Raw genomic sequence first — 23713 nt, forward strand, 5'->3', positions numbered from 1 at the left:
GCCGTCCAGCGACTTCCATTGCCGCTGTCGGCCCCTTTTTTTGCAGCTACCTCTTTATGCCTGTACGACTTTGCGTGAGGACAAGTATTCATCCACGTTGTGACGACGAAGGGCCTTTTTGGCTTGTGCGGGTGTCACTTCACCGGTGGCCAGCAAGGCATCCAACTGCTCTTGCCACCGCACAGTGCGGTGCGCCTCCATGTGTTCCGCCAGCCTGTCGATGTCGTCATCCTTAGGCGCTGGTGACGCCCCGCCAATAAAGGCATCGCAAACCGTCACTGTCTTTGATTTCGCAGGCACGTCGGCAGCGCATAGGACGGCCGTAATGACATCGAGCGCATTCGGCTTGTCGATCTGATCCGGCAGGCTGCTCATCCAGGCGCCGGCAACTTCAGTCGAATACGAACGAATCAAGAAGCACACTTCATGCGCATGCCGGGCGATTGCTTCACCGGCACCGTGATGGGATGACTCGATCACCATGCGACGGTAGCCGTGCGCATAAGCGCTCTCGATCGAAGGAAAAACCGGAAGCCCCTCGAAATGCGGCGACAACGGAGAATCGTCTTTCCCATAGCCGGGTCTAAATGTCGGCTGTATGCGAACGGCCGGCCCTGCGTGCTCGGTCAGAGGCAACACAGCTTCCAGCAAGGCCTTGCGCACTGTGTCACCCGGCGTGATGCCGAGCACTATGATCCCGTAAGGACGCTTTGCTACTGCCTGCCTGAGTGCATCTTCGAGCACCTGCGGCAAGCGCTGGCTCGTCGTGAAGTGCTGCGTTATTGGTGGTGCCAGCCGTCGCTGAACGAACGGCTGCACCACTTGAAGATCGCCTGACTCGGTAACGACACCGAGCACGTCCACGGGATCACTGTCGAGACCTTCATCGTCAGGCCGCAGCAGCAGTTCGATGTCGCTGTGCAGATTCTCGGGCAGTGGTGTCTCCGCCAACACGACGACGCGCAACGAGGACGAATGGGCGAGATTGGCGGCCGTATTCAGGCGATCCTTGTTGTCGTTCCATGATTCCTGCGTCAACGGCACTGGACCAACCACGACCAGCGTGCCGCTGGGCAGTCGATTCATGCCGCGCGAGAACAGGCCGTTCTCACCCAGGTCGATGGCTGCATCCGAAGACTGACCGGCTTCCTCTGCGTAGAGCAGCGCGCCATTGGTGGCGGCCGCGTACTTGGCGATGGCCGCGTCGATGGCATCCTGCGAAGTCGTCACGTACAGGCCGGGCACGGGGCCTTCGGGCCAGATATTCGGGACGCTAACATTGATTGGCTCAAGCGCCTGATGCAGTTCATCGACAGGCAGGATCAGGGTATGCAACTTGGCAATGCGTTTGGCGAGCCGGTCGGCCGAGCTACTGTCCCACTGCGCGGCAGCCAGACGTGCCGGGAAAGCATTGACTTCTGGCCAGTTGCGCAAGCCGGGAATGGCTGCGACCAGATCGAGCGCCTGGCCGTGTTTGAGGGTGAGGTTGTGGCGTTCGAGGTACGCGCGCAGGCGTTCCGCGAACACCTTGAGCTTCTGGGTGTCCATATTGATCTCCATCGGGCGTCGAGCCGGTACACGCGTTGCGGGCCGCCCAAGGAATCAAAATGGATTGGGTGAGGCTCTAAATGCTCCGTCTTCGTCGTACCCCGAAGGGCGCGTGCGGCAGGTGACGGCAACCAACCTGAACAATACCACGGGATGCTATGGGCGCCAATAAGTGCGTCCCGGCGTACCGCCGTCGGGCTCGCGGGCTGCGCCCCGCGCTTCGTGCCGAATCGCGGCCATCCGGCTTTGATCCCTGACGCCTTCGGCCCTCGCGGGCCCGCGCGCTCCGCTTGCCAACAAGCAATGTTGCGAGGGTGTGGGGCGTCTTGCTGTTCCCTTCACCGTATCACGGCGTTCTCGCCGTAAAGGGCATCGCGCCGCTGGCGCTTGCGGCCTGTGGCCGTCTGCGACCCCTGACGGCTTGCGCTGCGCCGTGCTGGCGACGGTTCCGGGCAATTCCGCCCGTGCAACCGGAGATCGCCATGAACGCACTCATCGCTGACGAACAACGCTTCCTGCTGCTGGCCAATGGCCGCGAATCACTCCAGAACCCGGACTTCGATCCGGCCCCTGTGGTCAAACTGTTCACGCCGGATGCCGGCGCGACCTGGTTGCTGACCGAGATCGACCCGGACGATGACGACCACGCCTTCGGTTTGTGCGACCTGGGCCTGGGAATGCCCGAACTTGGCTGGGTCAGCTTGCAGGAGCTGTCGACCGTCCGGGGACGGCTCGGCCTGCCGATCGAGCGAGACTTGCACTTCTGTGCGGAGAAACGCTTGAGCGCCTACGCACGTGAAGCGCGGTTGGCGGGGCGGATCATCGTGTGACCTAGCAAGCGTGTCGTCCTTCGGACGACACGCTTTTTTTCTGCTGCGCCTACTGCAGATACCTTCGCGCCTTTGGCGCTGCGCGCTCACGCTTGCGCTCCAGGGGAAAGCCCTGCGAGCTATCCCCGCCGCGCTCCGCTTGGCGCCCCTGCAAAGCCCGCCGAACCGGCTGCGCCGGATCGGCAATACCGAAGCCGTGGCGGTTCATCGTTCGGTTCAGGAGATCCACGCTGCATCTTCGCTTCTGCATGTGCGTCACCCGGCCGGAAAGGCATGGCCGGGTCGCGCTCTCGTGCTTCGCATCGAGCTTCGCTGCGCGAGTCTCGCCCCCTTCGGGCTTCCATCGCTGACGCCTACGGCCCGGCTTCCAGCTTCGGGCCTGCGCGCTTCGCTTGCGTGCGGTCGGCACAAAGGGATGGCCGTTGCCTGTCCAGCCATCTTTCCTGACCTCATCACCTTGCTCGCGACTGTAGCCCGCGGCCGTGTGCCGTCAAGGCGCGCATGGCCGTGTCCTCGGCTTCGCCTGCGGGCCGCACCAACCCTGCGCTTGTCTCCTTGACGGCCCCCGTCCGCGCGCTCCTGACCGTCGCGGGCGATGAACTCAGGAAAGACGGTGGCAACGAGGCCAACCGGGTTCTTCGTGCCGACCGCACCGAACAGCCGAAAGGCTGGGCTCCGAATCTAGGAATCCGGTGTGCGGTTTGAACAGCCAACCCTTCTTTGTCAGGAGAAAGACCATGCAACTCGCATCCCGTTTCGCTTCCCATTCGCCGACGCTGCGCAGCGATTCCCCGCTGTCCGACGACCAAATCCGCCGCGTGGCCCCGTCCATCTTCGCGGACGCCCCGCATGAAAGCCGTTCCGAACGGTACGCCTACATCCCCACCGCCGCCGTGCTGGCGGAACTGCGCAAGGAAGGGTTTGAACCCTTCATGGCAGCGCAGACCCGCGTGCGGCACGACGACCGCCGCGAATACACCAAACACATGCTGCGCCTGCGCCATGCCAGCCAGATCAACGGCGCGGAAGCCAACGAAATCGTGCTGTTGAACTCCCATGACGGCACGAGCAGCTATCAGATGCTGGCCGGGATGTTCCGGTTTGTTTGCAGCAATGGCCTTGTCTGCGGCGACACGGTGGCGGACGTGCGCGTGCCGCATAAAGGCGACGTGGCCGGACACGTCATCGAAGGCGCTTACGAAGTGTTGAGCGGCTTCGACCGGGTGAAGGAATCCCGCGATGCCATGCACGCCATCACCTTGAACGATGGCGAATCCGAAGTGTTCGCCCGTGCCGCGCTGGCCCTCAAGTACGACGACCCCGACAAGCCCGCGCCCATCACGGAATCGCAAATCCTGATGCCGCGCCGCTTCGACGACCGCCGCCCGGACTTGTGGAGTGTGTTCAACCGCACGCAAGAAAACCTGACCCAAGGCGGATTGCGCGGGCGCAGCGCCAACGGACGCCGTCAGCAGACCCGTCCGGTGCAGGGCATTGACCAAAACATCCGACTGAATCGCGCGCTTTGGCTGCTGGCCGATGGCATGCGCCAGTTGAAGGCCTGAATCCCCACGCGGCAGGGGCAGGCAGCAGCCCTTGCCGCTTCTTTCGCTGCTGCATCCCTAACCGCAAGGAGTTATCACCATGAACGCCGTTACTCAAACCGAAACCCGCGCCATCGAAGCCGCCGCGCCGCTGGAAGTGGCCGATCCGACCAAGAACCTGATTCTGGTTCCACTCTCGCAGTTGCTGCCGCGCCGCTCCAAGCGCAATGTACGCACGACCCCGCGCCTGTCCATCCCTGAACTGGCCGCGAGCATCGCCCGCATCGGCCTGCTGCAAAACCTCGTCGTCATCCTCGCAGCTGATGGCGAGCAATATGAAGTGGTGGCCGGTGATCGCCGTCTTACCGCCTTGAAGCTGCTGGCGAAGAAGAAGCGCATCGCCGCCGACTATGAGGTGCCGTGCCTGCTGGTGCCCGATGCCTCGGCGCGCACCGTGAGCCTTGCCGAAAACCTGCTGCGCGAGCAGATGCACCCCGCCGACCAGTTCGAGGCGTTCGCCGCGCTGGTCAAGGAAGGCCGCCCCATCGAAGACATTGCCGCAGACTTCGGCGTGTCCCCGCTGGTGGTGCAACGCCGCTTGAAGTTGGCCAACGTCTCGCCGCGCCTGATGGCCGACTATCGGGCCGGTGGCGTGACGCTGGAACAGTTGATGGCCCTGACCATCACCGACGACCACGCCGCGCAGCAAGCCGCGTTCTACGCCGCGCCCGAATGGCAGCGCAGCGCATCTGCACTGCGCGAGCGTCTGACGGAACGCGAAATCGACGCCACGCATCCGCTGGTGCGCTTCGCCGGGCTGGACACCTACACGGCGGCGGGCGGCGGCATCCGCCGCGACCTGTTCGCGGAAGGCGATGCCGGAACCTACCTGACCGATGCCGCGCTGCTGGAAACGCTGGTGAGTGGCAAGCTGGATGCGCTGGCCGGGGACGTGCGCGCCGAGGGTTGGGCGTGGGTGGAAGCCGTGCCGCACATGAGCTATGCCGAGCGGCAGGCGTTCCAGAACGCGCCGCGCCAGCGCCGCGAAGCGAGCGCCCGCGAAGCCCGCCGCATCGCATCGCTGCAAACCCGCCTCGACAAGATCGACGCCGAACTGGAGGAAGCCTACGACGCCGAGGACGAGGACAAGACCGAGGCGCTGGAACCGCGCCGCGAACAGGTGGCCGGGGAACTGCAAGCCGTGGAGGATGCCTTGAAAGGCTACGCCCCGGACGTGCGCGCCGTGGCCGGTGCCATCGTCACGCTCGACCGCGAGGGAGAAGCCGTGATACACCGTGGCCTGCTGCGCGAAGCCGAGGCCAAGGCGCTGCGCACATTGGAAAAGCTGCGGCAGGGTTTCGGCAGCGCGGAAGGCGACGCCGGGAACGACGACGAAGGCGAGGATGCCGAGCAGCCCAAGGCCGCGAGCCTGTCCGACCGGCTGGCGCAGCGGTTGAGCGCGCACCGTACCGCCGCACTGCAAATCGAAGTCGCCCGGCATCCGCGCGTCGCGCTGGCCGCGCTGGTGCATGGCATGGTGCAGACCATCGTGCAGGACAGCCACTACGGCCACGACTTGCCGCTGGGCGTGCGCCTGACCGTGCAAGACCGGCTGGAAGGCATGGCCCCCGACTGGCCCGATTCGCCCGCCGCCGTGGCCCTGCGCGCGTTGCGGCAAGTCGCGGGCGAGGCGTTGCCGCAGGACAGCGCCGAACTGTTCGCCGCACTGTTGGCGATGGAGCAAGACGAACTGGTGCGGTTGCTGGCGGTAGGCATGGCGGCGACCGTGGACGTGGTGACGCCCCACGCCACGGTGCAGCAACCGGGCGCGGAACTGGCGCAGGCCGTGGGGCTGGACATGGCCGCATGGTGGAAGCCGACTGCTGAAGGCTACTTCAAGCACGTTTCCAAGGCAGTGATTCTGGAAGCCGTGGGCGAGTTCGCGCCGTCGCACGTTACCCGGTTGGCGAAGTTGAAGAAGGGCGACATTGCCAGCGAGGCCGAACGGCTGGCTGATGGCACCGGCTGGATGCCCGCCGTGTTCAGGAGCGGATACCACACGGAGTCGCAGGAAGGCACTCAGGACGTGGATGCGCCGGAAGATGCTACCGACGAAGCGGAAGCCGACGCGCTCGCCGCATGACCTTTGCCACCGCCAAGCGCCCCGGCACTGTTCGGGGCGCTTCGGCAGGCTAGGAGCTTTACCCATGAACAGCCAGAACCCGACCACTCGCCCGCGCATTGCGGCGACCTATGCCCCCGGCACGGTGCGCGCCCGCCGTTGGCATGGCGATGGGGACGTGCGCGGCTACCGTCCCTCTAGCGGTTGTACGGCTTGCGCCGACCTGATCGACATACACCCCATCAGCGGCCAGCCCTTGCCGCGTTCGGTGTGGTGGATCATCGAAACCAAGCAATAGCAGCATCCCCCGGCGCATCGCGCCGGGGGATGTTTCCCAAAATCCGGGCGCGGCGGTCGCCCGCCGCACCCGGTTTCAACGTCCAAAGCAAAATCGCTACGTCGCCGCCTTCGGCAGGCGGCGACGTAGCGAGCGCACAAGTGCCTTGCACGCGGTACTGCGATCGATGCCCGCCGATGTGGGCAGTGTTTCGATGACGCCCCGCCGCAATGGGCGGGACATGTGGGGCTACGCCCCGGCTTGCTGCGGTAGGTTGCGCAAAAGCAAGCCGTCCACGACGCTGGCGGTTCGTCGCCTGTACGTCACGAAGGACGGTCACCGACACACGCGCCCGGCCTTGCTTATGGAACTTCCACGCCACGCCTCACGCACGGGGCCGCAAGCTGCGGCAGGGGCGTTCCCGCCTTGTCGCTGGGATGTTGGCCTTGCCGCATCAGGGCACAGGCGGGTAAAGCCGTCACGCGGGGATGTCGAGTCGACCATGTCTCCTTTCGGGAACGGTCGGCCTGTGCGTCCTTGGTCTGTTGTGAATCCTGGCGAGGGCACGGCTGCGCCTTGGGCTTCATGGCCGCAACCTTCCCGCGCAAACAATTTCCCCGCCGCTGCGCGGCTTCCTCGCGAGGACAAATTGTTTGCGCTTCCAGGTTCTCCACGGTGTTGCGACCGCTGCGCGGTGCGGCCCGCCCATCCTGCGCCGGCCGGATCACAACAAGGACGCACTGGCGCGATCTTGTTCAACCCGAAAGGAAAATCACCATGGCTAACATCGGCACTTTCACCGCAGACAAAGACGGTTTCACCGGCACACTCCGCACCCTGACGCTCAACGTCAAGGTCAAGCTGGTTCCCAACGACAAGGGCGACAAGGAGAACGCCCCTGACTTTCGCCTTCAGGCGGCCGGCCACGACATCGGCGCGGCGTGGAAGAAGACCAGCGAGGCCAGGCGGGATTATCTGTCCGTGACCCTCGACGATCCTTCGTTTCCGGTGACGGTCTATGCCCGCCTGATCGAAAGCGAGGACGGCACGCACGACCTGATCTGGTCGCGCAGCAAGCCGCAGGCGGCCTGACGGCCACCCACCGCGCGCCGCCCACTGCGGCGGGGCGCCGTGCTGCTGGCGCAGCACGTCACGCACGCGCCTATGGCGAGCGCATTTCCTCAAAACGCAGGCGTCGGAGAGACGCGCCGACATGACGTGCAAGATTTGCCCGGTCATGTATCCGGCTTCTTCTGAAAGCAGGAAGGCGGTGGTCGCTGCGATTTCATCGGGCTTTCACGAAGCGTCCCATCGACACGTCCGCAAGATAGTGTCGCTCATCCAACGCAAAGCGTTGCGCGATGTCGTGCAAAGCCGCGTGCTTGGCGTTACGCCAAGAGGTCGTCTCAGCGCAATTGGGTGAAGGTTGCGCGAATGTCGGCGACAAGGATGTCCGGCTGTTCGAGGGCGAAGAAGTGTCCGCCTTCGCTCGGTTCGTTGAAGTAAACGATGTCGGCGTAGCGGCGTTCGAGCTGGCGCCGGGACTTCCGGACAGCTTCCTTGGGGGGCATGGTGAAGCCGACCGGGGTGCGGATTGGATCGTCTATGCGAGCGGGTGATGACCAGCCCGACTGAACCATCTCCCAGTAGAGGCGGGCTGCACTGGCGCCGGAGTTCGGCAGCCAGTAGAGCATGATGTCGTCGAGCATCTCGTCATAGGTGAACGACGCCTCGGCATCGCCAGGAGTGCCGCACGTGTCCTGGAACATAGCGTAGATCCAAGCCGCCAGACCGATCGGTGAGTCCGCGAGGGAGTAGCCGATCGTCTGCGGCCGAGTTTGCTGCTCCTTCGCGTAACCGGACAGTTCATCCCAGAAGTGCTTCGCATCGCGGAGTGCCTCCCGCTCGGCGGGAGTCGCGTTCTCTATTTCGTCAGGGGTCGGCGGGAACATCGCGAAGTTCAGGTGAGAACCGATGAAGCCGGTGGGTCGCAGTTTGGCAATCTCGTCGGTGACGGCGCAGCCGAGATCACCTCCCTGAGCACCCCACCGCTCGTAACCGAGGCGTTGCATCAGCTCTACCCATGCGCGGGCGATACGAGGGATGTTCCAGCCGACCTCGGATGGCTTGGCGGAGAACCCGAATCCGGGGAGGACGGGGATCACCAAGTGGAAGGCGCTGTGTGGGTCGGCACCGTAGAAAGCCGGGTCGCTGAGCGGGCCGATTAACTTCCGGAACTCCAGCACCGAGCCTGGCCAGCCGTGGGTAAGCACGAGTGGAAGCGCGTCGGGCTCGGGCGAGCGAATGTGCAGGAAGTCGATGGAAAGTCCGTCGATCGTTGTCCGATGGATACCCCAGCCGTTGAGTTCGGACTCGACTCGGCGCCAGTCGTAGCCGTTCGCCCAATAGTCTGCAAGTGCGCGGAGCTTGGCGGGCACGGGTCCCTGGCTTATGTCGTCCACAGTAGCGCCCTCCGGCCAGCGAATGCGCGCAAGGCGGTCACGCAGGTCCTGCAGTTGTTCCTCGGGAACAGCAATGGTCTTGGCTTCAATTGCGGTGCTCATTCGGCTTGGCTCTCTTTCGAGTGTTGCTCGTGTCCTGTTCATGATAGCATGTACGATACGGTATCGTACATGTCAAAATCGCCCAAGTGGTGAGGATCAAATGGAGATAAGCAACAGTTCAAGATCACTGCACGGCGTTCGAGGCGAGCCGCGCGAACGCGCGATCATGGACGCCGTCGTGGAATTGATCGCCGAAGTCGGCTACGAACGAATCAGCATGGACTCGATCGCTGCCCGCGCCCGTGCCTCGAAAACAACGATATATCGTCGATGGGCCGACAAGGCCGAACTCGTGGCCGATGCGCTTCGCCGTCGAGCCGAAGGCGACGTCGCCACACCGCCCGATACTGGCAGTATCCGCGGCGATCTTCTCGCCAACGCAGAGGCCATCGCGACATCGATCGCCGGCAGCGGAGGACCGTCGTTCCTCGGCCTGGTCGAGGGTATCCGCGACGACCCTGTGCTACGGGAACTCGTTCGCCGGCAGATCGATACAGCCAGTGAACGGTTCGGCGCGACACTCATCGAGCACGCACGCGCCCGCGGTGAGCACATCCACGCGAAACGCGTGGCCGCCGTGTTCGGTCTCATGGTCTCGCAATTCTTCCTTGGCGCCCTCCTGCGTTCGGGCGAGACCGGGGCGCACGAGCGAGGCAGGCTCGTCGATGACATCCTGCTGCCACTGTTGACGGAGTAGGCAGCAATTAGACGATTGGGGCGCTGGGAGTTCGATTTTCTGCAACTCTAAGGCGCATCGCATTCTTTCAAGATTGCCTCCAGCTCTTGGCGCACTTGCGCCAAGAGCTGATCGGCTTTGTGCGCGCTGTCGCCGGCGTAGGCCAGCGTCAGCAGTGTGAGGGGATGCACTTCCATGACCTCGCACAGCTCGGTCAGTTTGTGCAGGGTCGGGCTTTTCAGGTCGCGTTCCAGTGAACTCATATAGGTGCGGCTCGACACGTCAGAAAACGCTTCCTGGCTCAAGCCACGCGCTTTTCTGACCGTCCGTATTGCCGTTGCCAATGAGTTTTTAGCCGCCACCAATGGTTTTCCCTATAAAACCAAGATGACAACCCATTGCGCCCTATAGGGCTACAATCTATAGTGTTCAATTGGTGTTGTTGTTTTCCGTATTCGTGCCTTTAAGGAAATCGCATCTGAGGATTTCGCCGGAACCGGGGAGCCGCATTCGTGCCTTTCCTGACATCCACAATTCCGCGTTTGCGTTTCTGTGCATGTACGGATTCGATAGCTTGCGCATCCGTGCTTGCGCACGAAAGCGCATATCCGGCTTGGTGGTTCTGTGCTTCGCCGGAAAAGCGTGTTCGTGCATTCGCAGATACGTGGGATTCCCGCCCATGACCCAGCCGCTCACCACCGCCGACGAACGCGCACGACTGCTCGCCAACGGCGCGGCGCGCGCCGTTGGCGAGAGCATCGACCCGCTGCCGGTGGTTCGACTGTTCACGCCCGATGCGCATGCGACCTGGCTGCTGGCCGCGCTCGACCCAGCCGATGGCGATACCGCCTGGGGACTGATCGACCTCGGCATCGGTATGCCCGCACTGGGGACGGTCAAGCTATCCGACCTGACGGGCATCGTCGGGCCGCAGCAGCGACCCATCCTGCGCGACCTGTATTTCCGCGCCTCGCGGCCGTTATCGGAATACACCCGTCTGGCGCAGCGCGATGGTTCGATCCCCGACTGACGAACCACTTGCTCCCGGCTGCAGGCGATCCAGACACAGGCCGTTGTGGCGTACTGTGTCTTTCTCAGTCTGACTCAAGACGGCTGGGGTCTGAATCAGCACTCTTGCACCAAGAGTGTGCGGCTTGACCTAGAAAGACATGATGTGTGTCGCGGGCTGCGGCACGGTGTCAGTGCCGCGCCCCATTTCCGGGATGCGCGGCCGTCGCACTCGGACGAACCCCGCAAGATTTCGGAGCCAATCGGTCTTGACCACTGCCAGCTTAGCCTTCCTTGATGACGGTTTTCGATAACGCAATAGCTCCTGTCTTCGACGCCCATAGCGACGTTCCTGTCCAACAGGAGGTTGCGTTATGGCTGATCGAAGCACCGAGCCCTGGTATCCAACCGCCGCGTATCTTTACGTGCTGCACCTCGACGGCCTCGCGCTGGCTTGGGAGTACCTGCGCCGCCATCCCGACTACCGGCGCGACTGGCTACGCCGTCGCAACAGGCCGAATGCGGGGCACGCCTGGGGGCTGCGCCTGCTGGAAGACCCCGCGCTGGATGCGCGCGACGCGCATCCAGCCTGGTTCCCCGACCATGACGCCGTGCTCCTGCTCTACCCCGACGCCGACCCGCCACCCGATGCCGATGCCTTCGAGTTCTGGCGCATCCCGGGCCACAAGCATCTGATCCACGACGGCAAGCGCTTGGTGCTGGTGGCACGATGGCCCGGCTGCTGCGTGCGGCTCGCACTAGCACCTGGCCTGACCGATGGCATGGCCTATCTCTATGCCGTCCGCGCGTGTGCTGCGCCCTGCGGGCGCTACCACACGATAGCGGCCGAACTGGACACCCTGGCCGCAGTCGCGGAAACCACGCCTGCGGCAGTGGCCCGTTCACGGCCCACGCCTGCGGCGCTGCTGGAGTTGCACACGCTCCAGGCACTCGACGCAACCCTGGCGGGTGCGTCCTTGCGCGAAACAGCCGCTGGGCTGTTCGGCATCGAAGCCGTGGCCGGCGGCTGGTACGCCGACGGTGGCCTTCGTTCGCGCGTGCGCCGCTTGGTGCAGCGCGGCCGATTGCTGATGCGCGGCGGCTATCGCCGTTTGGCACAGCTCGAATGACCTGGGGAGGGTCGCTTTGCCTTCACTGCAAAACGACCCTCTGCGCTCCGCGCCTCTTTCTTGAGACTGCCTCCATCCGGTCGCGTTGTGTGGCCGGGCGTTCCTAACCGATGGAGGTTCTCACCATGCGACCCGCTCCCTTGCAACCTGTCGCCGCTCCCGCTCCCGCGCCGGCGCAGCCTCAACGCTATCTCACCAATGATGAGGCCGCCGACTACCTGCGCCTCTCGCCGCGCACGCTGGAGAAACAGCGCGTGATCGGCAACGGGCCGAAGTTCCGCAAGTTCGGCCGGCGCGTCATGTACGCGGTGGCCGACCTTGATGCCTGGGCCGACCAACACAGCTACGAAACCACGTCCGACCCGGAATACGCCGAGCACCACTCGGCCGACAGCCGTGCGCGCTGATCGGTGGCTCGCCGGTGGCCATCGCCCTGTCCAACCCATCGCGGGAGCGGGAACAGCTCGATCTGTTCCGCGCATTGCCGGGCGACATGGCGCCGCGCGACAGCCAGGACCTGATGGCCTTTCCATTTTTCTCGCTGTCGAAATCGCGGCGCACGGCGCCGATCGACTTTCGCAGCGGCAACGTCACGATACGCGTGGAAGGGACGCTGGAGCATGGCATCGCCACCATCTGGGACGCGGACATCCTGATATGGGCCGCTTCGCAAATCGTGGAAGCGCGCGACGCGGGCATCCGACCATCGCGCCTGATGCAGGCAACGCCCTACGAGATCCTGCGCTTCATCGGACGCGGAACGTCGCTGCGCGACTACCAGCGCCTCAAGGCTGCGCTGGATCGCTTGCAGTCGACAACGGTAGCCACGTCCATCCGAGAAACGACGGGGCGGCGGCTGCATCGCTTCTCTTGGATCAACGAGTGGAAAGAGTTGGCGGACGCCCGCGGCACGCCGCTGGGCATCGAACTAATTCTGCCGGACTGGTTTTACGCGGGCGTACTCGACGCGGCGCTGGTGCTCACCATCGACCCGGCGTACTTCCGGCTCACGGGTGGCATCGAGCGATGGCTGTACCGACTGGTGCGCAAGCATGGCGGCCGACAGGAAGCTGGCTGGCAGTTCGACTTCCGACACCTGTATCGCAAGTCTGGCAGCAGCACGCGGTTTTCGGATTTCGCCTACGACCTGCGCGTCTTAGTGGCGCGGCAATCGCTGCCAGGCTACGTCATGGGCATCGAACGGATGCCGGGCGATCGGACGGAGCTATTGACCTTCCGGCCCGTGCCGTTCACGGCACGGGGATAACTGCGGGACAACCTGTGGACGGGCTCGTGCTATCAGGAGTAACGGGTATCGTGCTATCGGGAGTACGCCTATCGTGCTATCAGGAGTACGAATCGCCCGCAAAGCCAATAACGGCGCGGGTCTCGGCGCCCCTTAACTTACCTAACTTAAATTCTCTAACTTTTAGTAGAAGCGCGCCGTTTCGGTGGACAACTGCCGAAAGGCAAAAACCAAAGCAACTCCAAAAGCAAAAACAACCCCGGTTTTCAGGGCAAAAGCAGGCTGGCTTTCCTGATCGGAGGGCCGCGCCATGATCGTTGCCTTGCTCAATCAAAAAGGCGGCGTAGGCAAGACGACGCTCGCCACGCACATCGCCGGTGAGCTGGCGATGCGCGGACAAACGGTCATCCTGCTGGATGCCGATCCGCAGGGTTCATCGCTGGACTGGACACAGCGCAGAAGTCAGCAAGGTCTGCCCAGGCTATTCAGTGCCGTCGGCCTGGCACGCGAGACGCTGCACCAGGAGGCCCCAGAACTCGCCAGGCGGGCCGATCACGTCATCATCGACGGGCCGCCTCGTATCGCCGCCTTGGCGCGCTCCGCGCTGCTGGCGGCCGAGCGTGTGCTGATCCCGGTGCAGCCCAGTCCTTACGACCTGTGGGCCAGTGCCGAGATGGTGGCGTTGATCCGCGAAGCGCAAGTGTTCCGACCTGCGCTGCGCGCGGCCTTCGTCATCAACCGGCGCGTCAGCACCACCATCATCGGCCGGGAGGCGCGGCAGTCGCTGGCCGAACAGCCGCTGCCGGCGCTGCGTTCGGAAGTGCATCAGCGCATCGTGTTTGCCGACAGCGTGGCCGCCGGCCGGCTCGCACGCGAGACGGCACCTGACAGCGCCGCCGCGCGCGAGATCGCCGCGCTCACCGATGAGCTGCTGCGGTGGCCGACATGACGAATGCGCGCGGCAAACGCATCGGCATCGGCGCACGTCCGCCGGCGAATCCCCACGCCGAGGCGTGGATTCGCCAGGGTGACGCCGATGCTTTGCAAAAGGGCGACCTCTACACCGCGCGCCTGACCCTCGACATCACGCCCGCCATGCGCGCGCGCATCAAGGTGTCTGCCTTCACGCGTGGCGTGACGGTGGCCGAACTGCTGCGCGCACTGCTGGAACGCGAGTTTCCGGAGAACTCCCAATGAACGTGCAACCTTCGGCGGCCACGGCTGCCACAACCAACACAAATCCGCCTTCGCTCGCGATGCTCGCCAGACGGGCCGGCACCGTACCGTTGACCCGCGTATCGCTCGCCTACGTCGAGCGGCGCATCGACCTCTATCTGCGCTTCGGAGAACCGTCACGCATCGTCCGGCTTGACCAGTGGCGCCGTGTCGCGGCGTTCTTGTCGGGGGCCGTGTTTTGTCGCATCCGGTGGCAGGCCAATGACTACGGCACGATCCGTTGGGAACTCATGGTGATGCAGGCTTGCACGTCGCTAGATGCGGCGCAGCGCATCCCCGGCGTGCTGCCCGGCGCGCGGTTGCTGCTGCACGCCGAAGGCGAACCCGCCGTCCGCGCTGTGTTTGCGCAGCTCGACGCCATCGAGGCGCTGGGCATTGCGCCAGCCGACGTGTCGCCCGCGTACTGGCGCACGCTCGGCAACCGGCTCGCTGCGCGCTTCCCGCTACCCGAATACACCTCCGAGCGACATGCGGCCTGGCTGGCCGGGAGGGCATTGCCATGACGACGCTTTCCACATCCAGCATCGCACCGCATCCTCGTTCGCGCCTGCGCGCTCGCCTCGCGCTGACGGGCTTCGCCGCTGCCGGCCTCGCTGCGCTGGCCTGGGCCGCGTTCGTGTCGCCGCTACCGCGTCTGACCTACAACCCGTCCGACAGTGTGGCGGTCGGCTGGTATCGCATCGAACCGTTCGGCCATCGGGCCGCCTCGCTGCCACGTCCGTTGTCCGTGGATAGCATCGTGCTTGTCCCACTGCCGGCCGAAGCGGCCGCACTCGCTGCGCAGCGCGGCTACCTGCCGGTGCGCGTGCCGTTGCTCAAGCGAGTGGGCGCCGTGTCACCGCAGGAGGTGTGCGTCGCGTCAGGTATCGTTCGCATCGACGGCGTGCCTGCGGCTGCCGTGCTGCCGGCCGATCGGCTGGGCCGCCCGCTGCCGTCCTGGCAGCAGTGCCGCCGTCTTGAACCTGACGAACTGTTCCTGTTGAGCGTGACCAACCCGGCGTCGTTCGACAGCCGCTATTTCGGGCCGGTTGCTGCATCCACCGTGATCGGTGTTGCGCATCCGGTCTGGCTGGAGACGCATCGATGATGGCCACCGATTCGCTGCGCTTCATCGTGCCACCCGACGTGTCGTCTCACTGGTCGTCACCGTATTGTCGCGCGTGCAGTACAAGCGCATCCGTGCGGCACTTCGCGCAACATCCGGCACCGCCTTCCCATGTGCAGGCGTCTTGCCTCGAACGCGCCCGGCCTGTGGCCGTGGCCGCGTTCGTCGGCGGGCTGGCTGTGGGCAGCGCAGCACCGCCGGAACGCCGAGGCCCAGAGCGAAAGCGAAGGGCAAAGGCGGAAGGCAAGATAAAAGGTCGCGGCACTCCGTCGCGCGAAAAGCCAGTCTGCACGTGGGGGTGGCGCGGCACGCGCCAGAGGGCGGCGGCGTGCCGTGAAGGTGCGCAGCGCCGCATCGGCGCTGATGAAGCCGCGTGCTTTGTCCGCTGGACTGCGACGGTCTTGGATGGAGCCGCCCCATGAGCCAACACGACGACGACCGTTTCCGCGTCCGGCCTAGTGCGCCGAAACAGCGTGGCGATGCCTACGTCAACAAGGTGCTGCGGCAGGCCAACAAGGCCGGCGCGAAGCTCAGCAAGACAGCCGGCAAGGTTGGCCAGCGGCCCGGTTCCCGGCTGGGGCGCGGCCACGTTGCGGCGCGCTTTGCCGGTCGGGGACTTGGGGCGAACGCCCGGCGCGTGACGATCAAGGCCCGGCTGGTGAATCTGGCACAGGCCGGCCCGCGCTCGACTGCCGCGCACCTGCGCTACATCGAGCGCGAAGGCGTCGATCGCCAAGGCGGGCCGGGCCACGCCTACGGGCCGGCGACCGATGATGCCGACCTCGAAGCGTTCAAGGAACGCGGCGAAAGCGACCGCCACCAGTTTCGTTTCATCGTCTCGCCGGAGGATGCCGAACAGCTCGACGACCTGCGCACCTACACCCGGCACCTGATGGCGCACATGGAGGCCGATCTGGGCACGCGCCTGGAGTGGGTGGCTGTGGATCACTGGAACACCGACAACCCGCACACGCATGTTGTCCTGCGCGGCAAGGACGACACGGGCAAAGACCTCATCATTTCGCGCGACTACATCGCCGAAGGGATGCGCCATCGGGCATCGGAACTGGCGACCGAATGGCTGGGGCCGCGCACCGAGCTGGAGGTGCAGCGCGCCATGCAGCGCGAAGTCGAACAGGAGCGGTGGACGGGGCTGGATCGCACCTTGCAGCGCGAGGCCAGCGACGATGACATGGTGCGTATCGAACGCTTCGCCGAAACCCCGCTGCAACGCCAGCGGCAAATGCTGATCGGCCGCCTGCAACACTTGCAGCGCATGGGTCTGGCGACGGAGCCGCAGCCCGGCGCGTGGGCTGTCCATGCTGATGCCGAGCCGATCCTGCGGGCGATGGGCGAGCGCGGCGACATCATCCGCACCATGCAGCGAGCCATGAGCGGCAAGCGGCGCGAGCTGGCCGTGTTCCAGCCCGGCAAAGATGGCCACGCCGTTGTCGGTCGCGTCGTCGGCAAGGGGTTGGCCGACGAGCTGTACGACAAGGGCTATCTGATCGTCGATGGCACGGATGGCAAGGCGCACTACGTCGCGCTACCGCCGCGCGCGAAGCTGGAGCAGTACCCGGCTGGCGCCGTGGTGGAAGTGAAAGGCTCGGCCGACGTGCGCGCCGCCGACCACAACATCGCCGCGCTGGCGGTCGATAGCATCTACCGCACCGACCATCACCTTGCTGTCGCTCAGGGCCAGGCCGCACCTGACCGCGACCCGCGCGAGGTGGTGGCCGCGCACGTGCGCCGGCTCGAAGCCTTGCGCCGCGTCGGCATCGTGGAACGCGAGGCCGAAGGCGTCTGGCGAGTCCCCAACGATCTAGCCGAGCGAGGCCGCCAGTACGACGCGCAGCGACTCGGCGGTGGCGTGGCGGTGGAACTGAAATCACACCTGCCGATCGAGCGGCAGGCCCGCGTGGTTGGCGCCACCTGGCTCGACCAGCAGTTGATCGGCGGCGGCAAGGGGCTGGGCGACCTGGGCTTTGGTGCCGAGGTCAAAGACGCGCTGCGCCAGCGTGCCGACTTCCTGATCGAACAGGGATTGGCCGAGCATCGCGGGCAACGCGTCGCGCTCGCGCGCAGTTTACTAGCGACGCTGCGAGGGCGCGAACTAGCGCAGACCACGAAGGACATTGCCGCCGAAACAGGCTTGGAGCACCGACCCGTGGCAGACGGGCAGCGTGTGGCCGGCATCTACAGGCGCAGCATCATCCTCGCCAGCGGGCGCTATGTGATGCTCGATGACGGCGTGGGATTCAGCCTAGTGCCGTGGAAACCAGTGATCGAGCAACGGTTAGGGCAACAACTCTCTGCCACAGTGCGAGACGGCTCCGTATCGTGGGGGTTGGGCCGACAACGTGGCCCAACTATTGGCTGACTCGGCCAATCCCCTGGAAGACGGCCTGGGCACGCGCCTGGAACGAGTCGCTGTCGATCACTGGAACACCGATAACCCCATACGCATGGCGGCCTGTGCTCTTGCAGGGCCACCCGTTTCTCGCAAGGGCGTGCCTCGATGACGACTGAGTAATGATCATAGACAGCGATCGGCATCATATAGCTGCCGGTTTGCATGGATATCTCCGCGATGTGCAAGCGCCCATTCGGCCAACTGCCTCACGGGCTTCGATAGCGAATGTCCGAGGGCGGTCAACGCATAGGCCACTTGTGGTGGAGTTGTTGTACGGACATTGCGCTCGACCATGCCGTCCCGCTCTAACATTTTAAGCGTCCGCGTCAGCATCTGCTGCGAAATACCATCGATACAGCGCTTGATGTCGTTGAATCGTCGAGGCCGGTCGCACAGGGCTACGACGACCTGCATCGTCCACTTGTCCCCAACACGGTTCAGAACTTCGCTGACTCCACTGCAATCCGCGGCAGCGTTGATTGGCTTGGTCACATTCATTTGACTTGATCCTTAAAATATGCTTTTGACGAGGCTGTGACAGTCACATACGCTCCTAATCATCAATAGAGACCGGTGGAAGCTTGGAGGAAGATCGATCGAATGCGCGAGCCGGTGAATATCAGTCAGGACTTTGTCAAGTATCCGTAGAGAAAGGAAAAAGTGATGAATGTGTCAGTCCACGCCAGAGATGCAAACATGATCGCGCCGATCCCCGTCGTGTCCGTGCGCTCGGTGGTGCTGTCGGCTCCGGGCCGCGGCGAAGACCTGCAGGTTCGTGTTTCGGCTCCCATTGCTGGGCGGGCATTGCCGGTCATCGTCTTCTCGCATGGTCACGGTTCCTCTATGGACGGCTATGCGCCATTGACCGACTTCTGGGCTGCGCGAGGCTTCGCCGTGATTCAGCCGACCCACTTGGACTCCAAGAGGCTCGGCCTTCCGGCGGATGATCTGCGCGGGCCTCTGATCTGGCGCTATCGCGTCGAGGACGTGAAGCGCATTCTCGATAATCTCGACCTTATCGAGAAAGCCTTGCCGGGCTTGGCCGGCCGCCTTGATCGCACTCGCATTGCGGCAGCAGGGCACTCGTTCGGCGGGCAGACAACAGAACTGCTGCTCGGTGCGCGAATGGCTGGGCCAGGCGACGACGCGGGGAAGGATATGTCCGATCGACGGATCAAGGCCGGCTTGTTGCTGGCCGCAGGCGGAGATGGCGGAACGAGTTTAAGTGCATTCGCGGTCCAACACCTGCCGTATCTGGATACGAGCTTTGCCGCGATGACCACACCAACACTCGTCGTTGCGGGCGATAGCGACCACTCCCCGCTTACCGTCCGGGGCCCCGACTGGTTCGCTGACCCATATTTCTTGAGTCCCGGCGGCAAGGCGCTGTTGACGCTGTTTGGCGGCGAGCACATGCTGGGCGGGATCTCCGGGTACGAAGTTACCGAAACGACGGATGAGAATCCTGGTAGGGTCGCTCTTGTCCAGCAGATGACCTGGGCCTTCCTCCGTAGTGCGCTTTACCCCGAAGACCCTGCATGGTCCGCAGCGTGTAACGCCTTGGATCGACCTGATGCATTGGGTCGGGTTGAATGCAAATGAAGCATCGCCGCGTTGGCCGCCGCCGGCCGTGTATCGCACCGATCATCACTCGCCTCGCGCAAAGTCGGGCCACGCCTGATCGACGCCCGCGTGAGGGGCTCGGAAGGGAAGCGCTTGTCAGGATGTGGCCGATGGAGCGCACGGCACAGTGGCTGGCAAGGCTGCGATTCTTGCCCGAGGCGGTGCTCGATCAGATGCAGCCTCCCGCGTGTCTTCGCGGGGAGACGTCAGATTCTGAGCCTTATTTTGGTCCACACTCATTGGCGAGTTAGAGCTTTGGCCAAGCGTTCATCACAACGTTCGCCATTGCGAGCAGATCCCGCCGATCTGTTCCGTCGCGGGCGAGCACTGACAGTCCCTGGATCAGTGCGATGACCATAGTGGCAAGGCTCTGGCTGTCGGTTCCTGCAGGCAAGAGTCCTTGCGATACATCCAGGTCGATCCGACTCTTGAGGTGCGACTGAATCTCCCGCCGCACTTGTGCGACTTCACTCTGCACGTCTGCCGATGCGTCTGAACCACTGGCAGTGGCGCTGGCGAGCAAGCAACCGCACGGTGTCAACTCACCGGTGAACGCTTCTGCAGCTGTGACCAACATCCGCTGCGCCGCCTCGCGCGATGTCGGCGCTTCGGCCAATGCCTGCTCACTGTGGACGAGCTACGGCGCAAGCGGAATCTTGATCGTATCGACGAATGCGCGGAGCGCCGAGGGAATGTTCCGGTTGCCTGGGTAATAGAGATATGCGCCAGGAAAACCGGGGCACCAATCGTCGAGCAGGTTGATGAGCTGACCGGCTTTGAGTGCGTCACGTACCGAACTCTCGAACACGTAGGCGACGCCGAGCCCCGCGAGCGCAGCTTCAATCATCAGACCTTCCTGATTCAAGATCAGAATCCCTGGTACGTCGATCGCCAGCGTCTGGCCGCGTTTCTCAAACTCCCATGCAAGGAGCTTCCCGCTAGGGAGCCGGACCCGGATGCACTCGTGCGACTGGAGGTCATCAGGGGTCTGCGGCCGGTTGTGCTGTGTGAGGTACCTCGGTGAAGCCACTGCGATGCCGCGCGCCTGGCCACCGATCTGTATCGCGATCATGTCGCGAGGAATGGTACCGCCTAGCCGCACGCCGGCATCGAAGCCCTCTTTGACGATGTCGACGAACCGACCTTCGGTCACGAGGTCAAGCTCGATCTTCGGGAATTTCTTCTGAAACGCGGGGACGATTTCGCGGAGCAGGAGTCGAACTCCCTGCTCCGGCGCGTTGATGCGGACGCGGCCTGTAGCCTTACCCCGAAATTCATCAACTTCACCCAGCGCGCTGCGGAGTTCCTCCAGGGCGGGACGCAAACGAGCGAGAAGCCTTTCTCCTGCTTGTGTGGGAGCCACGCTGCGGGTCGTGCGGTGAAGCAAACGCACACCCATGTGCTCTTCGAGGCGACGCATCAGGTGACTGACCGTCGACGGCGAGATTTCGAGCACGTCTGCTGCCTGCCGAAAGGAGCGCAACGTCGCTACTTGGGCGAAAGCGTTCAGTTCCGCGATGTCCGGCTTTGTCATTGGTGTAAATTTAGCATGACATCATGCTGATTATTGCGATTGTGCAATGAGTGGATTGCTTGTCTACTGACTTCAACCTCATCGGGCGAACGATGCACGACATCCAGACCATCCTGATCATCGGGCGCTACCCGGCGATGCAAGGGCAGCAGCGGCGCGCTTCGCGTCCAGAAGGAGACGCCACATGTCTTTGTTTGCAATGTTCAAATCAGCAGGGCCGACCGGCTTCGGTTACGGGTCGACGGCGGAGCAGGTCACCGAAGGGCTCTCGCTCGCCGGCCAGACGATTCTGGTGACGGGCTGCAACTCGGGCATCGGCCAGGAGGCGTGTCGGGTGCTGGCGTTGCGGGGCGCCCTGGTATTGGCGACGGCGCGCACCAAGGAGAAGGCCGCCGCGAGCTGCGCGACGTTTCCCGGCAAGGCGATCGGCTACGCCTGTGAACTCTCGAAACCTTCTTCCGTGCGGAAGTGCGTTGCAGCGGTCAAGGAAGACGGTCATCGGCTCGACGCCATCATCTGCAACGCGGGCATCATGATGCTGCCGAAGCTCGAGAAGTCGCACGGCTACGAACTGCAGTTCTTCACCAACCACATCGGGCACTTCATGCTGGTGACAGGCCTACTCGATCAGCTCAAGGACGAGGGCCGAGTCGTGATGCTCAGCAGCGAGGGCCATCGACAGGCGCCCATCGGAGGCATCGTGTTCGAGAATCTCTCGGGTGACAAGGGATACCGGCCGTTGACGGCCTACGGCCAGTCGAAGATGGCCAACCTGCTTTTCGCCAAGGAGTTGCAGCGGCGTTTCGCCGGCACCAGGAAGACCGCCTATGCGGTGCACCCCGGCGTCGTTGCCACCAATCTCGCCCGCAACCTCGGGCCGGTGCTTAGTTGGGTGCTGGCGGCCACCGGGCCGTTTTTTCTCAAGTCGGTCGGCGAGGGTGCCGCTACCGAGATCTTCGCCGCGGTCAACGCGAAGGCGCTGCCCTTGGCGGGCAGCTACCTCTCTGACTCGAATGTGAAGAAGCCCCGCGCCGATGCAGAAGACGCCGCGCTTGCCACCCGGCTATGGGCGGAGTCAGAGGAGATCGTCAAGGCACTCTAACAATGAAGATCGCGGCCATCGCGTAGCGATTCTGCACGATCTCACGGTTTCCACGATAGCAGCAGGTCGGGTCTGGATTTGAGCTTGATCGCCTTCGGCCACTGTTCTGGTTGCTACAAAGATAGACTCCTCACTACCGGCCAAGATGAATGTCGCAACACCGGACATAGTCATTGTCGCCTCCCCACGCAAGCTGTTTGAATGGCATGCCGGTACGATAGCTGGCGTAGTTACAGCAAACGCCGGGGTGGGTGCAGGCATTGGCGGCGTACGCGGGCGTCAGAGGAAGTCGCACGATCACCTTATAACGTTCGGGAAGTGGCTCTGACCCAGTGCCCCGCAGCATCCGGCGCAACCAGTCTCTGTAAGAATTGCCGGGCAGCTTCCTAAAAGCCGAAGTGGCGGTGCGCAACATCCGCTCAATCAGCCACCAGTTCGGCGGGCGCGGCGCGACTCCCGGTCAACCGAGACCTGGACGCTTTCGATTTTGCCCAGACACCGCTCAACGAGGCGCAGATCGGGGAGTTGTATCGTGGGTATTTCCTCGACCACGCCCGCAACTTTTACGCCATTCCATCGTATGCCTGACGAGCGCTATTGATCGCTGCATGGCTGCGATCGGCCCATTGGACAAGCACGTTCAAGGGTTCGAGAATCGTTTCGCCTAGAGGCGTCAGTCGGTACTCGACGCTGGGCGGCTTTGTCGGGAACACCGTCCGCGCGATCAGTCCGTCGCGCTCCAGATCCCGGAACGTCTGCGTCAGCATTCGCTTGGAGATGTCCGGGATCGCGCGTTGAATGGCGCTGAAACGATGCGGTCCGTCCGCCAAAGTGACCAGGACAAGCGTCGACCACTTGTCGCCGATCCGGTCGAGAACATCTCGCACCGGGCACTGTGGATCGACCGACCATTTGGGTCGGTCCCTATGTTTGATTGAAGACCGACCTAGTACGCCGGCGGTTACTTCTAGCTCACCCTGTCCCAAAATTCTGCCTCCTTCACGTCTCGATATGGTCTCATTATAATACCTAGTCTCTACTAAAAACCACTAGGAAGAACATCATGTCCGTTACCTCCAAGCCCTTTGTCACTGACGCCACCGGCCAGCTCGGTGGGAACGCGGTGAGGCTATTGCATATCGACACAAGCATTAAAGCTACAGGATCGTTAAGCCGCGAAATGTCGGCTGCGGCTGTGGGGCGCCTGAAGCGTGAAGCTCCGAACATTTCGGTCCACTACCGCGATCTCGCCGCCCATCCGCTCGGCGATCTTACCGAACGTGTTTTCGCCTCCCACGCAAAGGGCGCGGACATCAGAGATCTCGATCAGGCCGAACTCAGCGACCTCGCCGAAAGCGGGAAGGTTCTCGATGAGTTTCTGATCAGCGAGGTGATCGTCATCGGCGTCCCTCTGTACAACCTCACTGTTCCAACCTCGCTCAAGGCCTGGATCGACCGAATGCTGGTCGCCGGGAAAACGTTCAGCTATGGCGCAAGCGGTGTGATCGGGCTGGCGCGCGGCAAGCGCGTGATCGTGCTTCTGGCGCGCGGCGGACTTTATGGCGAGGGATCGCCGAACGCGCACCATGAACATGCAGAAACCTATCTGCGATCCATCTTCACGATGATCGGTGTGGAAAACCTGGAGGTGATCGTCGCCGATGGGGTCGACATCAGTCCTGAGCTGCGCGCAGCCGCGCTCGAGCGCGCGATGAGCAGCATCGCCGCGCTGGCGGCTTGATCCCAATATCGGAG

At 63.7% G+C, this 23713-nt stretch carries 26 protein-coding genes; 18 read left to right on the forward strand and 8 right to left on the reverse strand.

The features are described 5' to 3' along the window. Window positions 1-54 precede the first annotated feature (54 nt). Window positions 55-1548 (reverse strand): glyoxalase superfamily protein, encoded by a 1494-nt coding sequence (locus ACREB4_RS10440; RefSeq protein WP_431588150.1) that lies wholly within the window; start codon window positions 1546-1548, stop codon window positions 55-57. 482 nt (window positions 1549-2030) lie between these two features. Here ACREB4_RS10440 and ACREB4_RS10445 point away from each other — a divergent pair, with 482 nt between their 5' ends. From ACREB4_RS10445 to ACREB4_RS10465, 5 genes are all read left to right on the forward strand, one after another. Then, complete coding sequence (locus ACREB4_RS10445; protein WP_431588151.1) at window positions 2031-2378, forward strand: DUF2958 domain-containing protein; 348 nt, start codon at window positions 2031-2033, stop codon at window positions 2376-2378. 737 nt (window positions 2379-3115) lie between these two features. Next, entirely contained in the window at window positions 3116-3943 is an 828-nt protein-coding gene (locus tag ACREB4_RS10450) for a DUF932 domain-containing protein (protein ID WP_431588152.1), read from the forward strand. Between the two features lie 79 nt (window positions 3944-4022). Further along, the gene (locus ACREB4_RS10455) at window positions 4023-6065 is read left to right on the forward strand and encodes a ParB N-terminal domain-containing protein (protein WP_431588153.1); all 2043 of its coding nucleotides are present in this window, start codon (window positions 4023-4025) and stop codon (window positions 6063-6065) included. Window positions 6066-6129: 64 nt separating this feature from the next. Continuing rightward, on the forward strand, window positions 6130-6342 hold the full coding sequence (locus ACREB4_RS10460; protein WP_431588154.1) for a hypothetical protein: 213 nt from the start codon (window positions 6130-6132) through the stop codon (window positions 6340-6342). A gap of 756 nt (window positions 6343-7098) precedes the next feature. Next, window positions 7099-7413 (forward strand): DUF736 domain-containing protein, encoded by a 315-nt coding sequence (locus ACREB4_RS10465; RefSeq protein ID WP_431588155.1) that lies wholly within the window; start codon window positions 7099-7101, stop codon window positions 7411-7413. A gap of 314 nt (window positions 7414-7727) precedes the next feature. Here the strand turns inward: ACREB4_RS10465 and ACREB4_RS10470 are convergent, their stop codons facing one another. After that, a complete protein-coding gene (locus tag ACREB4_RS10470; RefSeq protein WP_431588156.1) occupies window positions 7728-8885 on the reverse strand; it encodes an epoxide hydrolase family protein in 1158 nt (385 codons plus the stop codon). 100 nt (window positions 8886-8985) lie between these two features. On the opposite strand from ACREB4_RS10470, the gene ACREB4_RS10475 reads away from it, so the two are divergent. Then, the gene (locus ACREB4_RS10475; RefSeq protein WP_431588157.1) at window positions 8986-9582 is read left to right on the forward strand and encodes a TetR/AcrR family transcriptional regulator; all 597 of its coding nucleotides are present in this window, start codon (window positions 8986-8988) and stop codon (window positions 9580-9582) included. 47 nt (window positions 9583-9629) lie between these two features. On the opposite strand, the gene ACREB4_RS10480 is transcribed toward ACREB4_RS10475, so the two are convergent. Beyond that, a complete protein-coding gene (locus ACREB4_RS10480) occupies window positions 9630-9923 on the reverse strand; it encodes a helix-turn-helix domain-containing protein (RefSeq protein WP_431588158.1) in 294 nt (97 codons plus the stop codon). Window positions 9924-10240: 317 nt separating this feature from the next. On the opposite strand from ACREB4_RS10480, the gene ACREB4_RS10485 reads away from it, so the two are divergent. From ACREB4_RS10485 to ACREB4_RS10500, 4 genes are all read left to right on the forward strand, one after another. Continuing rightward, window positions 10241-10591, forward strand: a complete 351-nt coding sequence (locus tag ACREB4_RS10485; protein ID WP_431588159.1) for a DUF2958 domain-containing protein — start codon at window positions 10241-10243, stop codon at window positions 10589-10591. A gap of 352 nt (window positions 10592-10943) precedes the next feature. Further along, a complete protein-coding gene (locus ACREB4_RS10490) occupies window positions 10944-11699 on the forward strand; it encodes a DUF2285 domain-containing protein (RefSeq protein WP_431588160.1) in 756 nt (251 codons plus the stop codon). A gap of 125 nt (window positions 11700-11824) precedes the next feature. Further along, the gene (locus ACREB4_RS10495; RefSeq protein WP_431588161.1) at window positions 11825-12106 is read left to right on the forward strand and encodes a helix-turn-helix transcriptional regulator; all 282 of its coding nucleotides are present in this window, start codon (window positions 11825-11827) and stop codon (window positions 12104-12106) included. 86 nt (window positions 12107-12192) lie between these two features. Further along, a complete protein-coding gene (locus tag ACREB4_RS10500; RefSeq protein WP_431588193.1) occupies window positions 12193-12966 on the forward strand; it encodes a replication initiator protein A in 774 nt (257 codons plus the stop codon). Window positions 12967-13128: 162 nt separating this feature from the next. Here ACREB4_RS10500 and ACREB4_RS10505 read toward each other — a convergent pair whose 3' ends face one another. Next, entirely contained in the window at window positions 13129-13257 is a 129-nt protein-coding gene (locus tag ACREB4_RS10505) for a hypothetical protein (protein WP_431588162.1), read from the reverse strand. Between ACREB4_RS10505 and parA the strand changes: the two genes are divergently transcribed. The 5 genes from parA (at window position 13256) to ACREB4_RS10530 (ending at window position 17666) form a co-directional block, all read left to right on the forward strand. Beyond that, complete coding sequence (gene parA / locus ACREB4_RS10510) at window positions 13256-13894, forward strand: ParA family partition ATPase (protein WP_431588163.1); 639 nt, start codon at window positions 13256-13258, stop codon at window positions 13892-13894. The genes ACREB4_RS10505 and parA overlap by 2 nt on opposite strands. Further along, window positions 13891-14142, forward strand: coding sequence for a chromosome partitioning protein ParB (locus ACREB4_RS10515; RefSeq protein WP_431588164.1), 252 nt, complete (start codon window positions 13891-13893; stop codon window positions 14140-14142). The genes parA and ACREB4_RS10515 overlap by 4 nt, the downstream gene beginning before the upstream one ends. After that, window positions 14139-14684, forward strand: coding sequence for a DUF2840 domain-containing protein (locus ACREB4_RS10520; protein ID WP_431588165.1), 546 nt, complete (start codon window positions 14139-14141; stop codon window positions 14682-14684). The genes ACREB4_RS10515 and ACREB4_RS10520 overlap by 4 nt, the downstream gene beginning before the upstream one ends. After that, window positions 14681-15268 carry a S26 family signal peptidase gene (locus ACREB4_RS10525; RefSeq protein WP_431588166.1) on the forward strand — a complete coding sequence of 196 codons (588 nt, stop codon included), beginning with the start codon at window positions 14681-14683 and terminating at the stop codon, window positions 15266-15268. The genes ACREB4_RS10520 and ACREB4_RS10525 overlap by 4 nt, the downstream gene beginning before the upstream one ends. A gap of 436 nt (window positions 15269-15704) precedes the next feature. Beyond that, window positions 15705-17666, forward strand: coding sequence for a relaxase/mobilization nuclease domain-containing protein (locus tag ACREB4_RS10530; protein ID WP_431588167.1), 1962 nt, complete (start codon window positions 15705-15707; stop codon window positions 17664-17666). Window positions 17667-17822: 156 nt separating this feature from the next. Here ACREB4_RS10530 and ACREB4_RS10535 read toward each other — a convergent pair whose 3' ends face one another. Next, window positions 17823-18197 carry a winged helix-turn-helix transcriptional regulator gene (locus tag ACREB4_RS10535; RefSeq protein WP_431588168.1) on the reverse strand — a complete coding sequence of 125 codons (375 nt, stop codon included), beginning with the start codon at window positions 18195-18197 and terminating at the stop codon, window positions 17823-17825. A 165-nt stretch (window positions 18198-18362) separates the two neighbouring features. Here ACREB4_RS10535 and ACREB4_RS10540 point away from each other — a divergent pair, with 165 nt between their 5' ends. Beyond that, window positions 18363-19301 (forward strand): alpha/beta hydrolase family protein, encoded by a 939-nt coding sequence (locus ACREB4_RS10540; protein WP_431588169.1) that lies wholly within the window; start codon window positions 18363-18365, stop codon window positions 19299-19301. 268 nt (window positions 19302-19569) lie between these two features. Here the strand turns inward: ACREB4_RS10540 and ACREB4_RS10545 are convergent, their stop codons facing one another. Both ACREB4_RS10545 and ACREB4_RS10550 read right to left on the reverse strand, forming a co-directional pair. Further along, complete coding sequence (locus tag ACREB4_RS10545) at window positions 19570-19938, reverse strand: TetR family transcriptional regulator C-terminal domain-containing protein (RefSeq protein ID WP_431588170.1); 369 nt, start codon at window positions 19936-19938, stop codon at window positions 19570-19572. A gap of 21 nt (window positions 19939-19959) precedes the next feature. Then, entirely contained in the window at window positions 19960-20856 is an 897-nt protein-coding gene (locus ACREB4_RS10550) for a LysR family transcriptional regulator (protein WP_431588171.1), read from the reverse strand. Window positions 20857-21040: 184 nt separating this feature from the next. On the opposite strand from ACREB4_RS10550, the gene ACREB4_RS10555 reads away from it, so the two are divergent. Next, window positions 21041-21958 carry an SDR family NAD(P)-dependent oxidoreductase gene (locus tag ACREB4_RS10555; RefSeq protein ID WP_431588172.1) on the forward strand — a complete coding sequence of 306 codons (918 nt, stop codon included), beginning with the start codon at window positions 21041-21043 and terminating at the stop codon, window positions 21956-21958. Between the two features lie 563 nt (window positions 21959-22521). Here the strand turns inward: ACREB4_RS10555 and ACREB4_RS10560 are convergent. Further along, window positions 22522-22845, reverse strand: a complete 324-nt coding sequence (locus ACREB4_RS10560; RefSeq protein ID WP_431588173.1) for a winged helix-turn-helix transcriptional regulator — start codon at window positions 22843-22845, stop codon at window positions 22522-22524. A gap of 176 nt (window positions 22846-23021) precedes the next feature. On the opposite strand from ACREB4_RS10560, the gene ACREB4_RS10565 reads away from it, so the two are divergent. Beyond that, the gene (locus ACREB4_RS10565) at window positions 23022-23699 is read left to right on the forward strand and encodes an FMN-dependent NADH-azoreductase (RefSeq protein WP_431588174.1); all 678 of its coding nucleotides are present in this window, start codon (window positions 23022-23024) and stop codon (window positions 23697-23699) included. The last annotated feature ends 14 nt before the right edge of the window (window positions 23700-23713 follow it).

Source organism: Aquabacterium sp. (assembly GCF_050725395.1).
Lineage (GTDB): Bacteria > Pseudomonadota > Gammaproteobacteria > Burkholderiales > Burkholderiaceae_C > Aquabacterium.